Consider the following 14,228-nt stretch of genomic DNA (forward strand, 5'->3'; position numbering starts at 1 on the left):
GGCGCGAATCCCGGACCAGGCCCTTCGCCCCTTGCCTCCCTTGTCCGGTTCTGCTCGCGGACGGCCGTACGGGGTGCGAAGGTATGGTCGATATGACCACCTTCCGAGACGACGGAACGGAGACACCCACGTGGCGCGCAGCGTGTACGTGACCGGGATCGACCGGGGGGACGGCCGGCAGGCGGTCGAGCTCGGGGTCATGGAGCTGCTCACCCGCCAGGTGGACCGGGTCGGGGTGTTCCGGCCGCTGGTGCACGCGGCCTCGCCCGGTGAGGCCGGGTCGGACCACGTGGTGGAGCTGCTGCGCGGGCGGTACCGGATCGAGCTGCCCGGCTCGGAGCTGTACGGGCTGACCTACGAGGAGGCGGCCGCGCTGCAGGCCGCCCAGGGGCAGGACGAGCTGGTCTCCACCCTGGTCGACCGCTTCCGCGCACTGGAGCGGCGCTGCCAGGCGGTGCTGGTGCTCGGCACCGACTTCGCCGACACCAACATCCCGGACGAACTGGCCTTCAACGCCCGCCTCGCCAACGAGTTCGGCGCCGCCGTGCTGCCGGTGGTCGGTGGCCAGGGCAAGGACCCGGAGGCCGTGATCGCCGAGGTCCGCAACGCCCACCGGGCGTACACCGACCTCGGCTGCGAGACCCTGGCGATGATCGCCAACCGGACCGCGCCGCGCGCCAAGCAGCGGATCCAGCGCACCCTCACCGAGAAGCTGCCGATCCCCGTCTACGTCATCCCGGAGGAGCCGGCCCTGGCCGCGCCGACCGTCGCCCAGCTGGTCGAGGCGACCGGCGCCGACGTGCTGCTCGGCGACGCCGCCGGCCTGGCCCGGGACGTGCGCGGCTTCGTCTTCGGCGGCGCCATGCTGCCCACCTTCCTGGACGCGCTGACCGAGGGCGCCCTGGTGGTCACCCCCGGGGACCGCGCCGACCTGGTGATCGGCTCGCTGGCCGCCCACGCGGCCGGCGCCCCGCCGATCGCCGGCGTACTGCTGACCCTCGGCCAGCACCCCGGCCCGAACGTGATGGCGCTCGCCGCCCGGCTCGCCCCCGGCACCCCGGTCGCGGTCGTCCCCGAGGGCAGCTGGCCCACCGCCGCCACCCTGACCCACCTGGAGGGCAAGCTCACCGCGGCCAGCCCCCGGAAGGCCGAGGTCGCCCTCGGCCTGTTCGAACTGCACGTCGACACCGCCGAGTTGACGAACCAGATCGAGGTCGGCCGGTCCGAGCGGGTCACCCCGATGATGTTCGAGCACGAGCTGCTGGAGCGCGCCCGGGCCGGCCGTCGGCACGTCGTACTGCCCGAGGGCGCCGAGGAGCGGGTGCTGCGCGCGGCCGAGATCCTGCTGCGCCGCAACATCTGCGACCTCACCCTGCTCGGCGAGGTCGACGCGGTGCGCCGCAAGGCCGCGAGCCTGGGCATCGACCTCCCGCAGGAGGCGCCGGGCGCCGACCGCGCCCAGGTCCACCTCGTCGACCCGGCCACCAGCCCGCTGCGCCGCCAGTTCGCCGAACTCTACGCCCGGCTGCGCGCCCACAAGGGGATGACCGTCGAACTGGCCCTGGACGTGGTCACCGACGTCTCCTACTTCGGCACCCTGATGGTCCAGGAGGGCATCGCCGACGGCATGGTCTCCGGCGCGGTGCACTCCACCGCGGCGACCATCCGGCCCGCCTTCGAGGTGATCAAGACCTCGCCGGGCGCCTCGATCGTCTCCTCCGTCTTCTTCATGTGCCTGGCCGACAAGGTCCTGGTGTACGGCGACTGCGCGGTCAACCCCGACCCGGACGCCCAGCAGCTGGCCGACATCGCGATCCAGTCCGCCGCCACCGCCGCCCAGTTCGGGGTGGAACCGCGGGTCGCGATGCTCTCGTACTCCACCGGCACCTCCGGCTCGGGCGCGGACGTCGACAAGGTCCGCAAGGCCACCGAGCTGGTCCGCGAGCTGCGCCCGGACATCCTGGTCGAGGGCCCGATCCAGTACGACGCGGCGGTGGACGAGCACGTCGCGGCCACCAAGCTGCCGGGCTCGCCGGTGGCCGGGCGGGCGACCGTGCTGATCTTCCCGGACCTCAACACCGGCAACAACACCTACAAGGCCGTCCAGCGCTCGGCCGGCGCGGTGGCGGTCGGCCCGGTGCTGCAGGGGCTGCGCAAGCCCGTCAACGACCTCTCGCGCGGGGCGCTGGTGCAGGACATCGTCAACACCGTCGCGATCACCGCCATCCAGTCGCAGGAGCACAAGGAGCCCGTCGTATGAGTGAGCGCAGCGAGCGAATCACCAGAAGGTGCGTGTTTCGCGAAGCGACCGCCGAGCGCAGCGAGGTGGGCGCATGAGTGAAGGTACGCGCGTTCTCGTGCTGAACGCCGGCTCCTCGTCGGTGAAGTACCAGCTGATCGACATGCTGGACGGCGCCAGGCTGGCCTCCGGGCTGGTCGAGCGGATCGGCGAGTCCAGCGGCCGGCTGGCGCACACCCCGCGCTCGGGCGAGCGGCGCGAGGTGCTGCAGGTCTTCCCGGACCACTCGGCCGCGCTGAAGGCCGTCGCCGAGGAGCTGGCCGCCGACGGCCTCGGGCTGGACGCCCCCGAGCTGGCCGCGATCGGCCACCGGGTGGTGCACGGCGGCATGCGGTTCACCGAGCCCACCGTGATCACCGACGAGGTGCTCACGGAGATCCGCCGACTGATCCCGGTCGCGCCGCTGCACAACCCGGCCAACATCACCGGCATCGAGGTGGCCCGCGCGCTGCGGCCCGACCTGCCGCAGGTGGCCGTGTTCGACACCGCCTTCCACTCCTCGATGCCCGAGCACTCGGCCCGGTACGCGATCGACAAGGCCGTCGCCGACGAGCACCGGGTGCGCCGCTACGGCTTCCACGGCACCTCGCACCAGTACGTCTCGCGGGCCACCGCGCGGCTGCTCGGCAAGGACCCGGCCGAGGTCAACGTGATCGTGCTGCACCTGGGCAACGGCGCCTCCGCCTCGGCGGTCAGCGGCGGGCGCTGCGTGGACACCTCGATGGGCCTGACCCCGCTGGAGGGCCTGGTCATGGGCACCCGCTCGGGTGACATCGACGCCGGTGTGGTGTTCCACCTGCACCGGGTCGGCGGGCTGTCCGTCGACGAGATCGACGACCTGCTCAACCGCCGCAGCGGCCTGCGCGGCCTGTGCGGCGAGAACGACATGCGCGAGATCATGCGCCGCGCCGACGAGGGGGACGCGGACGCCCGGCTCGCCTTCGACGCCTACATCCACCGGCTGCGCAAGTACATCGGCGGCTACTACGCGGTGCTCGGCCGGGTGGACGCGATCGCGTTCACCGCGGGCGTCGGGGAGAACGCGGCGCCGGTGCGCGCGGCGGCCACCGCGGGGCTGGAGGAGCTGGGCATCGCCGTGGACCCCGAGCTGAACTCGGTGCGCTCCGGCGAGCCCCGGATCATCTCCCCCGCGTTCGCCCGGGTGGCGGTCGCGGTGGTGCCCACCGACGAGGAGCTGGAGATCGCCCGACAGGCCTTCGCCCTGGTGCACCGGGAGGGTGGGCAGTCCGAGAGCGGGCAGTCCGAGGACTGACACGTCGTCGTCTCACTCCTCGGAATCCTTCGTCGGCGATTCCCCACGATTCGTGCCGAATGCACCTATAACACGAACGGATAGACTGATCCATATGCGCCGAGCGAAAATTGTCTGCACCCTGGGTCCGGCGACGGACTCCTACGAACAGCTGAAGGCCATCGTCGAGGCGGGCATGAACGTCGCCCGCCTGAACATGAGCCACGGCAACCACGCGGACCACGAGGAGCGGTACCGAAAGGTCCGCCAGGTCTCGGAGGACACCGGCAAGGCCATCGGCGTCCTGGCCGACCTCCAGGGTCCCAAGATCCGTCTGGCGACCTTCGCCAACGGTCCGGTGACCGTCGACAACGGCGACGAGTTCACCATCACCACCGAGGACGTCCCCGGTGACCAGCACATCTGCGGTACCACCTACAAGGGCCTGCCCGGCGACGTGAAGCCCGGCGACCCGATCCTGATCAACGACGGCGTCATCGCCCTGGAGGTCGTCAGCGTCGACGGCCCGCGGGTGAAGACCGTGGTGATCGAGGGCGGCGTGCTCTCGAACAACAAGGGCATCAACCTGCCCGGCGCGGCCGTGAACGTGCCCGCCCTGTCCGAGAAGGACAAGGAGGACCTGCGCTTCGCGCTGCGTCTGGGCGTCGACATGGTCGCCCTGTCCTTCGTCCGCAACGCGGACGACATCAAGGACGTCCACGAGGTCATGGACGAGGTCGGCATCCGGGTGCCGGTCATCGCCAAGATCGAGAAGCCGCAGGCCGTCGAGGCCATGGAGGAGATCGTCCTCGCCTTCGACGCCATCATGGTCGCCCGCGGCGACCTGGCCGTCGAGTACCCGCTGGAGCGGGTGCCGCTGGTCCAGAAGCAGCTGATCACCCTGGCCCGCCGCAACGCCAAGCCGGTCATCGTCGCCACCCAGATGATGGAGTCGATGATCCACGCCTCGCGCCCGACCCGCGCCGAGGTCTCCGACGTCGCCAACGCCATCCTGGACGGCACCGACGCGGTGATGCTCTCCGCCGAGTCCAGCGTCGGCAAGTACCCGGTCGAGACCGTCCGCACCATGAGCCGGATCTGCGAGAAGGCCGAGGAGGAGCTGGTCTCCCAGGGCCTCCAGCCGCTCAACCCGGGCCGCAAGCCGCGCACCCAGGGCGGCTCGGTCGCCCGCGCCGCGTGCGAGCTGGGCGACTTCCTGAACGGCAAGGCGCTGATCGCGTTCACCAAGTCCGGTGACACGGCGCGTCGGCTGTCCCGCTACCGCTCGCCGATCCCGGTGATCGCGTTCACTCCGGACGCGGCCACCCGCAACCAGCTCTCGCTGAGCTGGGGCGTCTCGTCGTACGTCACCGAGCAGGTGGCCACCACCGACGCGATGGTCGAGCAGGTCGACCGCGAGCTGCTGAAGATGGGCGAGCTGACCGAGGGCGACACCGTCATCGTCACCGCCGGTGTCCCGGTCGGCGTCCCCGGCACCACCAACATGGTGCAGGTGCACCGCCTGGGCAGCCACGGCGAGTGACGCCCCGGTAGTACGAACGTCGGTGGGGCGGTCCTCCTTCACGGGAGGGCCGCCCCACCGGCGTTACGGCGTCCCCTACTTGTCGCTGTAGGGCGCGTCGTCGTTGAACAGGTGCATCCCGGGGATGTGCAGGGTGCCGCCGAACTGGCCGGCCTGCTTGGCGGTGACCTGGGTCAGCTCCAGGTCCAGCGGGATCGGGATGGCGCCGATCAGGTCGTACAGCCAGCGCGGCAGGGTGTCCGGGGTGAGGGTGATCTCGCCCAGGTCGATCGGGATCGGCAGGCCGAGCAGTTTGGACAGGTGGCCGGAGAGCCGCTCCACGTACATGGTGACCGGGCCGTTGCGCATGGTCGAGGTCGAGCCCGGCGCGCCCTGGACGTGGAAGGTGACGCCGTTGCCCTCCAGGGTCGACATGTCGAGGTTCTCGATGTCCACGCTGTCGACCACGAACTTCAGCACCCGCTTGGTGCCGGTCGGGGTCTTCACGTCGTAGACGCCGTGGAAGACCGAGCCGTGCAGGCCCAGGCGGCTGGTCTGCAGCGTCCAGTTCTGCTCCGGGACGACGTGTCCGGAGGAGGCCGCGCCGGCGGTCAGACTCCGGGTGTCCACCGCGCAGTTGGGGTTAGCGGTGGGCGAGGCGGACGGCGAGCCGGAGGCGCTCGTGCTCGGCGCCGGGGTCGCCGAGGCGCCCGCCGAGGGGGTCGCGGACGGGGACGCCTTGAAGCCGGCCTTGCCGGTCGGCGCGGCGGCCGCCGGCGAGGGCTGCCCGCCGGAGGGCTGGCCGCCCGAGGACTGCGCGGCGGGCGGCGCGGCCTGCTGGGCACCGGCGGCCGGGGCCTGCGGCTGGGCGGGCTGCGCCGGGGTGCCGACCCGCGGGGCCGGGGCGCCCGGGGCCTGGGTGGCGGCCGGCGCGGGGGTGGCGGTCGGCGTGGCACTCGGTGCCGGGCTCGCCGAGCCGCCCGGGTTCAGCAGGTGGTTGATGCCGCCGACGATGTCGTCGATCAGCCCGGCCTGGCTCGCGGTGGCCGTCCCGCCGCCGGTGCCCTGGTAGACCGCGCTCACCGCGCCCGAGCCACCGGTGTCGGTGGAGCGGACGACGGGCGGCTTCACCGGCGAGGTGGTCGGCGCGGCCGGCGGCTTCACCGGCGAGGTGGTCGGCGCGGCCGTCTGCGCCTGGGTAGGCACCGAGCTCGGACCGGTCGAGGGCGCGGCGGGCGCCCCGGAGGTCGGGGCCCCGGTCGGCGTACCGGACGGGCCGGGCGGCGGCTCGGGCAGCTCGCTCTTGGGGACCGGCGTCTCGATCGGCGCGACGTCCGGGACGGCGGCGGGCGCGGTGGGGCAGGGCTTGCCCGCCGCGGACTCGGCGACCGCCGGGTTGGGCGTGTACGCGGCGGCCATCAGCAGCGCCGTCGGCACCGCGGCCATCGCCAGCGCGCGGCCTCTCAGCCGGACCCGGACCGACGTGCGGGGCGCCGCGTGCCGGCCGGAGCGCTGCGCTGGGACGGCCGTGCCCTCTGCTTGCTCGGCCGACCCGGTCACCGCGCCTCCTCCTGGTCCCCAGCACCGCCCTGCTGCGGAACGGCGGCCTCGGCGGCGGGCTCGGCCGCTGCGGGCTCCTTGGGCGCGCCCTGGGCAGGCAGCTTCGCGGTGGGCGCCTCGGCGGCCTCGGCGGTCTTGGCCGTGGCGGTCGCGGTCTCGGCGGTGGCGGCGCTCTCCGCGACCGCGCCGTCCCCCGCCTTCTCGGCCCGGCGCGCGCGCCGTCCCTTGGCCGCCTCCTCGGCCTTCGGCTCCGGCAGCGCCGCCCAGGAGACCATCAGCCCGCCGCCGATCAGGCCCGGCAGCAGCGCCATGCCGAAGCCCGCGAGGTTGGAGACCGGGATCGAGACCAGGGTCAGCAGGATGGTCGCGATGCCGCCGAAAACCCGGACGGCGGGCTGGAACCAGGCGGTCACGCCGAGGATGATCATCAGCACCCCGATGATCAGCGACCCGGCGCCCGCCGTGGTGGACATCGCGATGGTCAGCCCGCCGAACGACAGGTGGGCGTACGGGAAGTAGAGGATCGGGACGCCGGCGATCATGGCCAGCAGGCCGCCCCAGAAGGGCCTGGTGCGGCGGAATTCACGGAAGTGCCGCCAGAGCCACCCGATGGGGTTCTGCTGACGGGGCCGCGTCTCGACCGTTGCGCTGGACATGGTGCAACTCCTCGACGTCGCTACGAGGGAAGAACAAAAGGGGGGTGGGCCGGGAACGGCGGTCGCCCGCCGCCCCCGGCCCCAGGTGGACCCGTCGCCCGGCACGCCCGGAGGCGCGCCGTCAGACTCGGCCCGGTGTGTCAGGCGAGGCTCAGAAGCACTCGTTGCCCGCGCCGTCGCCGCTCTTCAGCGCGAGGCTCAGGCCGTTCAGCTTGAACGTGCCGGCCGAGGTGGCCCGCGCGGTCTGCTGAACGCCGCTCAGGTCGGCCTTCTGAGCGGCCTGGGCGAAGCCGGTCGGACCGGACGGCAGACCCGCGCCGCCGCCCGCCTTGGTGACGCCCGGGTGCGGGGCCCAGCCCTGGGTGGCCGAGCCGGAGAGGGTGGAGGCGTCCTGACCGATGTTGATGTTGGTGAAGGTCGCGTCCGCCTTCAGCTGCTCCAGGTCGATCAGCAGGTTGTCGGCCTGAACCGGCTTGCCCGCCTCGGTGCCGGCGTGCAGCTGCAGGGTGATCTTGCCCAGGCCGAACGCGGACAGGTCGGTCACCACCGACTGGCACAGGTTGGTGATGTCGGCGTGGTCGAAGGCCGAGACCGCGACCGGGTGCGGCTTGCCGTTCGCCTCGATGTCGACCGAGCCGAACTGGGCGAAGTTGGTGCCGTGCAGCTGGTCGGTGCTGACCTTGAACTGCTGGCCGGAAATGCTGAACGAGGCGGCGAGCGCGCTGTTGGCGATCGAGACGCCGACCATCGCGGTGGCCGCGACGCTCGGCACCATCACCAGGGCGAAGCGCTTCCAGCGGGTCTTGCCGTAGGTCTTGGACATGCGAGTCCTCCTTCTAGGACGTACATCTCCGGCTCCCCGGCGGCGCGTCCCGCGCCGGTGGGGGCCTGGGATGGGAGAGAGCTACGTCCTCGGTAGCGGAGAGCGCCTTGGGCGTCGTCGGACGCGGGAGCGGCCGGCGCTATGCGGCACTCCCGTCCCGAAACCGGCCGTCCTTGCGGGACGACGGGTCGGACCGACGACATCGGCGATCACCCCCGAGCGACAACCAGCGACCGCGCAGGGCCGCGCGGCCGGTCGAGGACAGGAACCGCCGTGGGACCGCGGATACCCCCCTGCCCTCCCTACCGCCGGCCGGGGCCGGCGGATCACCCGGTGGGGATCCCGCGCTCCGCATCGGCCGACCGGCTGTCGGAGGGTGTGGAGTCTGGGACCGGGCGTGGCCGATCGTGCTTGAATCCCGGGCGAAGCACAAGGGGTGCCTTACTGACGGGTAATGCAACAGCAGGTGGCGTTGATCATGAAAACGTCCGAATTTACACCCTGCGTGACGACTTGAAGGAAGCGTGTCGACGAAATACGCCGGAAACACCAGCGAAACACCCGTGGGTGGTCACTGAACGTGACCACCCACGGGTGAAATCAAGATTTGGTAAACCTCTGTCCGGTTGACCGGATTGTCGCCAAATCACCAGCGACACCGCAGGTCATCCGCCGTGCCAGGCACCCGGTGCCAGGCACGGTCCCCGCACCCGGCCCGCTCCGGCCCGAAACGGCCGGAACCGGGCTCAGAACAGCACGCGCGCCAGCGCCGTACGGGCCGCGACGACGCGCGGGTCCTCGGCGCCGATCACCTCGAACAGCTCCAGCAGGCGCAGCCGGGCGGTGTCCCGGTCCTCGCCGAAGGTCCGGCCGACGGTGTCCACCAGGCGCCCGAAGGCGTCCTCGACATGACCACCCACCAGGTCCAGGTCAGCCGCCTGCAGCTGGACCCCGACGTTCTTCGGGTCGGCCGCGGCCGCCGCCCGGACGGCCTGCAGGTCCAGGCCCTCGACCCGCTGCAGCAGCTCTGCCTGGGCCAGGCCCAGCTTGGCCTCGGTGTTGCCCGGCTGCTCGGTCAGCACGTTCTTGTACGCCTGGATGGCGCCGCCCAGGTCGCCGGCGTCCAGCGCGTCGTGCGCCGCGGACAGCGCCGGGTCCTCGGGCCGCCGCGGGGCGGCGGCCGGGGCCTCGCCCGGGGCGACCGCGCCGCCGGAGATGCCGAAGCGCTGCTCGGCGACCAGGATCAGCTGGTCCAGCACCTTGCGGATGTTGGCGGCGCTCTCCGCGCCCTGGAACAGCGGCACCAGCTGGCCTGCCACCACGGCCATCACGGCCGGGATGCCCTGGATGCCGAACTGCTGGGCGATCAGCGGGTTGGCGTCCACGTCGATCTTGGCGAGCACGAACTGGCCGGCGTACTCCTCGGCCAGGCCCTCCAGGATCGGGCTGAGCTGCTTGCAGGGGCCGCACCACTCGGCCCAGAAGTCGATGACGACCGGCACCTCGGTGGAGCGCTGGACGACCTCCGCCTCGAAGGTGTCCTCGGTGACGTCGATGACGAGCTGGTAGGCGGCGGACTGGGCGGGGGCGACTCCGGCCGCTTCCGCGGCGGCCGCCTGACGGGCCCGCTCGGCCCGGGCCTGCTCGGCCTTCTGGGCGGCCTCGCCGGCCGCCTTCACTGCGGCGAGGTCGACCGCGCCGCGCAGGGCGGAGCTGTTGAGACGCGAATTCCGTGGCTGCATGGCACCATCCTCCCCCGTCCGCGCTGCCCGCGGGCACCAACCTCCGGAAAGTCGCCCCGCGCGGGCTGCGCGGCGACGGGTTCCCGGGGCGCTGCGCCCCTCTTTTCAGAGCCCCCAGTGGCCATGAACCGTTCGGCGCGGATCCCCACCCGCACCCGCGCCGCCCCCGTCCCACGGGATGCGGCGCCTGGTTGTCACTGCTTTCGCTACAGGTCGTAGCGTAACTGGAGCCGGTGCCCCGACCGCAACCCCAACCGGCGCTTCGGGGACGTGACCTGTCCCACTTTCCCGGTCCGCCCGACTGCCCGAATCGACGAACAGTCGCTACCGTTACCTGCCCCATCCAAGTTACTTACCAGTAAAGCGCAAGGAGACCCGGTGCCGGCCGCCCAGCCCTCCGCGAGCCCGGACAGCACAGTCCGGGGCAGCACAGTCCAGGAGGGGGCGAACGCGTCCCGGGCCAAGGGCCGCCCGCGCAGCGCCGCCGCCGACCTCGCGATCCTCGACGCCACCCGCGAAGCCCTCGCCGAACTCGGCTGGGGCGGACTGACCATGGGCCACGTGGCCACCCGCGCCGGGGTCGCCAAGACCACCCTCTACCGCCGCTGGCCGTCCAAGAACGAGCTCGTGGTGGACGCCGTCGCCAGCCTCTTCGACGAACTCGTGATGCCCGACCTGGGCAACCTGCGGGACGACATCGAGGCCGTGGTCGGCCAGTTCGCCGACCTGCTGGCCCGCCCGGAGACCCAGGCCGCACTGCTCGCGCTGTTCGCCGAGGGCACCCGCGACCCACAGCTGCGCCGCCGGATCCGCGAGGCGATCGTGGACCCGCAGAAGCGGCTGGTCCGGCAGGGCCGGGCAGCCGCCCAGGCGCGCGGCGAACTGGAGCCGGACACCGACGCCGAGTCGGCCCGCGAGGAGGTCGACATCATCTTCGACACCATCGCGGGCACCGTCGAGCACCGCGTCCTGGTCAGCGGCGAGCCGATCACCCCGGAGTGGATCCGCCGCTTCACCGACCTGCTGCTCGGGCCGCTCACCACCGGCTGAGGGCATGCCGAAGCCGTCGTACGGAACCCCGTACGACGGCTTCGCCGGCTCACCCGCCGGCCAGGACGGTCAGAACGCCGCGTTCTCCTGGTAGGTGCCCCACTCCTGCCGCAGCGCGTTGCAGATCTCGCCGAGGGTCGCCTCGGCCCGCACCGCGTCCAGCATCGGCGGGATCATCGACTCGCCCGAGCGGGCCGCCGCCAGCATGGCGTCCAGCCCGGCGCGCACCGCGGCCTCGTCCCGGGCCGCCTTGCGCTCGCCCAGCACGCGCACCTGCTCGCGCTCGACCTCGTGGCTGACCCGCAGGATCTCCAGGTCGGGGGTGACGCTGCGCGGGTGGCAGTTGACGCCGACCACGCGCTTCTCGCCCTTCTCCACCGACTGCTGGTACTGGAAGGCCGCTTCGGCGATCTCGCCGGTGAACCAGCCCTCCTCGATCCCGCGCAGGATGCCGGAGGTGATCGGGCCGATCTCGTGGTCCTCGCGGCCCTTGTCGAGGATCCGCTGGAAGATCGCCTCGGCCTGCTGCTCGATCCGGTCGGTCAGCGCCTCGACGTACCAGGAGCCGCCCAGCGGGTCGGCCACGTTGGTGACGCCGGTCTCCTCCATCAGCACCTGCTGGGTGCGCAGCGCGATCTCGGCGGCCTGCTCGGAGGGCAGCGCCAGGGTCTCGTCCAGCGCGTTGGTGTGCAGCGAGTTGGTGCCGCCGAGCACCGCGGAGAGCGCCTCGACGGCGGTGCGCACCACGTTGTTGTACGGCTGCTGCGCGGTGAGCGAGACGCCGGCGGTCTGGGTGTGGAAGCGCAGCCACTGTGCCTTGTCGGTCTTGGCGCCGAAGCGGTCGCGCATCCAGCGGGCCCAGATCCGGCGCGCCGCGCGGAACTTGGCGATCTCCTCGAAGAAGTCGAGGTGCGCGTCGAAGAAGAAGGACAGGCCGGGCGCGAAGACGTCCACGTCCAGGCCGCGGGACAGCCCCAGCTCGACGTAGGCGAAGCCGTCCGCGAGGGTGTACGCCAGCTCCTGCGCGGCCGTCGCCCCGGCCTCGCGGATGTGGTAGCCCGAGACGGACAGCGGCTTGTACGCCGGGATGCCCTTGGCGCAGTGCTCCATCAGGTCGCCGATCAGGCGCAGGTGCGGCTCGGGGGCGAAGAGCCACTCCTTCTGGGCGATGTACTCCTTGAAGATGTCCGTCTGCAGGGTGCCGTTGAGCACCGCCGGGTCCACGCCCTGGCGCTCGGCGGCGACCAGGTACATGCAGAAGATCGGGACGGCCGGGCCGCTGATCGTCATCGAGGTGGTGACCTCGCCGAGCGGGATGCCGTTGAACAGCACCTCCATGTCGGCGGCCGAGTCGATGGCCACGCCGCAGTGGCCGACCTCGCCGAGCGACTTGGGGTCGTCGGAGTCGTAGCCCATCAGGGTGGGCATGTCGAAGGCGACCGAGAGGCCGCCGCCGCCCGCGTCCAGGATCATCCGGTAGCGCTCGTTGGTCTGCTGCGCGTTGCCGAAGCCGGCGAACTGGCGGATGGTCCAGGTGCGGCCCCGGTAGCCGGTGGGGTGCAGCCCGCGGGTGAACGGGTACTCGCCCGGCCAGCCGATCCGCTCGAAGCCCTCGACGGCCTGCCCGGGGGCGGGCCCGTACACCGGCTCGACCTCGTCGCCGGAGAGGGTGGTGAAGTCCGCGTCCCGCTTGCGGGCCTTGTCGTACCGCTGCTGCCAGCGCTGCCGTCCGCGCTCGATCTCCTCGGCGTCCATGGGCCGAACTCCGCTCCGTACGGCCGCCACGGCACCGGGCGGCACAGCTGTTAGGACGTCCTACTAATTTACTCGGACGTCCTAGTAGTTGTCGATGGCAGTTGGCAAGGGGCGCGCACCGATGGACGACCGCCCCGGAAACGCCGAGAGCGCCCCTCCCCCTGATCAGGGAAGGAGCGCTCTCGCGGAGCTTCTCGACTCAGACGCCGGCCGGCTGGCGGGCACCGTCGCCCGCCGGGAGCCGCTCGGCGGCCTCGCGGGCCACCCGGCGCTCGAAGACGAAGGAGAGGAAGGGGATGCAGCCCGCCGCCAGGGTCAGCACCAGCCGGCCGAGCGGCCACTTCAGCTTCTGCCCGAGCAGGAAGGTCACGATGAAGTACCCGATGTAGAGGTAGCCGTGCAGCATCGCGACGTAGGTGGTCACGTCCGCGGCCGCGTCGAAGCCGTACTTCGCCACCATGAAGCCGCAGAACACCAGCAGTGCCACACCGGTCGCAATGGCCAGGCCGCGGTACCAGCCCAGCAGGGGGGTCGCCTTCATACTCTTCCTCGCCTCGCTCGGCAGTTTCGGCCGGTACGCCCGGATCCGCGCACCGCTCCCACGAGGGTAGCCGCCCTCACGGCCGCTCCTTCGCAGCCCCCTCGTCCGGCTCGGCGAAGTCCCCGGCCGCGATCCGCAGCGGCTTGAGGAGCTCGAACACCTGGCGGCACTGCTCGGGGCCGTACTCCTCCAGCCCGAACTCCATCGCCATCAGCTCCCGGGTGGCCTCCTCGACCACCTCGCGGCCGCGCCGGGTGATCGAGGCGAGCACGCCGCGGCCGTCCAGCGGGTTGGGGCGGCGGGCGACCAGGCCGGCCCGCTCCAGCCGGTCGACGGTGTTGGTGACGCTCGTCGGGTGGACCATCAGCCGCTCGCCGATCTTGGACAGCGAGAGCTCGCCGGTCCGGCTGAAGGTCAGCAGCACCAGCGCCTCGTACCGGGCGAAGGTCAGCCCGTAGGGCTTGAGCACCGCGTCCACTCTGGAGAGCAGGATCTGGTGGGCGCGCATGATCGAGGTGATCGCCGCCATCGAGGGCACGGCACCCCAGCGGCGGGCCCACAGTTCGTCGGCGCGGGCGATCGGGTCGAAGTCGAGTGCGAGGGGCTTGGCCACCCCCTTACCGTACCGGCGGACCGGACGTGTGCTACCAGCCGTCCTGATGGTGGACAAGTGCGATGTGTGGCGGGATCCCGCCAACCGGACGGCCAGGTCCATACCTGGACATTGCACCGGTGTGAACGCGCGGCAACAGCGTTCCGGCGTACGGGGGTTGGCCGTCAAAGGACTCAACACCGCACTATCAGGCCTCGGTTCGGACCGTAACCCGCTGAAAGTCCGGGCAAAAGATCCCCTTTGTCCGTCCGTTCACATTCTCCTTCCTTGGCGGGACTTGGCCAATTCATGAAGAAGACCTGTCATTTGATTTGCTCGATTGTCATGCTTTCCGCCAACCCCGTTCGACAGCCACCACCCCCACCCGACAGGTGGCAGCCGCACGACCGCTCGGGGTCCTCGCACGTCAGCGCCC

Annotated in this window: 11 protein-coding genes; 4 read left to right on the forward strand and 7 right to left on the reverse strand. The window is 71.8% G+C overall.

Annotated features, from left to right (window positions below; genetic code table 11):
• Positions 1–130 precede the first annotated feature (130 nt).
• The 3 genes from pta to pyk all read left to right on the forward strand — a co-directional run bounded on the left by pta (position 131) and on the right by pyk (position 5,094).
• Entirely contained in the window at positions 131–2,260 is a 2,130-nt protein-coding gene (pta, locus tag ACWC9T_RS03705) for a phosphate acetyltransferase (RefSeq protein WP_449819407.1), read from the forward strand.
• Positions 2,261–2,333: 73 nt separating this feature from the next.
• Entirely contained in the window at positions 2,334–3,572 is a 1,239-nt protein-coding gene (locus tag ACWC9T_RS03710; RefSeq protein WP_449819408.1) for an acetate kinase, read from the forward strand.
• 94 nt (positions 3,573–3,666) lie between these two features.
• The gene (gene pyk / locus ACWC9T_RS03715) at positions 3,667–5,094 is read left to right on the forward strand and encodes a pyruvate kinase (RefSeq protein WP_449819409.1); all 1,428 of its coding nucleotides are present in this window, start codon (positions 3,667–3,669) and stop codon (positions 5,092–5,094) included.
• A gap of 75 nt (positions 5,095–5,169) precedes the next feature.
• Here pyk and ACWC9T_RS03720 read toward each other — a convergent pair whose 3' ends face one another.
• The 4 genes from ACWC9T_RS03720 to ACWC9T_RS03735 form a co-directional block, all read right to left on the reverse strand.
• Positions 5,170–6,633 carry a hypothetical protein gene (locus tag ACWC9T_RS03720; protein WP_449819410.1) on the reverse strand — a complete coding sequence of 488 codons (1,464 nt, stop codon included), beginning with the start codon at positions 6,631–6,633 and terminating at the stop codon, positions 5,170–5,172.
• Entirely contained in the window at positions 6,630–7,289 is a 660-nt protein-coding gene (locus ACWC9T_RS03725) for a DUF6114 domain-containing protein (protein ID WP_449819411.1), read from the reverse strand. The genes ACWC9T_RS03720 and ACWC9T_RS03725 overlap by 4 nt, the downstream gene beginning before the upstream one ends.
• 151 nt (positions 7,290–7,440) lie before the next feature.
• Positions 7,441–8,112 (reverse strand): DUF6230 family protein, encoded by a 672-nt coding sequence (locus tag ACWC9T_RS03730; protein WP_449819412.1) that lies wholly within the window; start codon positions 8,110–8,112, stop codon positions 7,441–7,443.
• A 746-nt stretch (positions 8,113–8,858) separates the two neighbouring features.
• A complete protein-coding gene (locus ACWC9T_RS03735; RefSeq protein ID WP_449819413.1) occupies positions 8,859–9,854 on the reverse strand; it encodes a tetratricopeptide repeat protein in 996 nt (331 codons plus the stop codon).
• A gap of 498 nt (positions 9,855–10,352) precedes the next feature.
• Between ACWC9T_RS03735 and ACWC9T_RS03740 the strand changes: the two genes are divergently transcribed.
• The gene (locus ACWC9T_RS03740; protein WP_449819486.1) at positions 10,353–10,904 is read left to right on the forward strand and encodes a TetR/AcrR family transcriptional regulator; all 552 of its coding nucleotides are present in this window, start codon (positions 10,353–10,355) and stop codon (positions 10,902–10,904) included.
• Positions 10,905–10,973: 69 nt separating this feature from the next.
• On the opposite strand, the gene ACWC9T_RS03745 is transcribed toward ACWC9T_RS03740, so the two are convergent.
• The 3 genes from ACWC9T_RS03745 to ACWC9T_RS03755 all read right to left on the reverse strand — a co-directional run bounded on the left by ACWC9T_RS03745 (position 10,974) and on the right by ACWC9T_RS03755 (position 13,813).
• Positions 10,974–12,659 carry an acyl-CoA mutase large subunit family protein gene (locus ACWC9T_RS03745; RefSeq protein WP_449819414.1) on the reverse strand — a complete coding sequence of 562 codons (1,686 nt, stop codon included), beginning with the start codon at positions 12,657–12,659 and terminating at the stop codon, positions 10,974–10,976.
• A gap of 199 nt (positions 12,660–12,858) precedes the next feature.
• Complete coding sequence (locus ACWC9T_RS03750) at positions 12,859–13,200, reverse strand: DUF3817 domain-containing protein (protein ID WP_449819415.1); 342 nt, start codon at positions 13,198–13,200, stop codon at positions 12,859–12,861.
• 76 nt (positions 13,201–13,276) lie between these two features.
• Positions 13,277–13,813: a MarR family winged helix-turn-helix transcriptional regulator gene (locus tag ACWC9T_RS03755; RefSeq protein WP_393031633.1), complete on the reverse strand. Its 537-nt coding sequence runs from the start codon at positions 13,811–13,813 to the stop codon at positions 13,277–13,279.
• Positions 13,814–14,228 lie beyond the last annotated feature (415 nt).

It is taken from the genome of Kitasatospora sp. NPDC001159 (genome assembly GCF_053598235.1).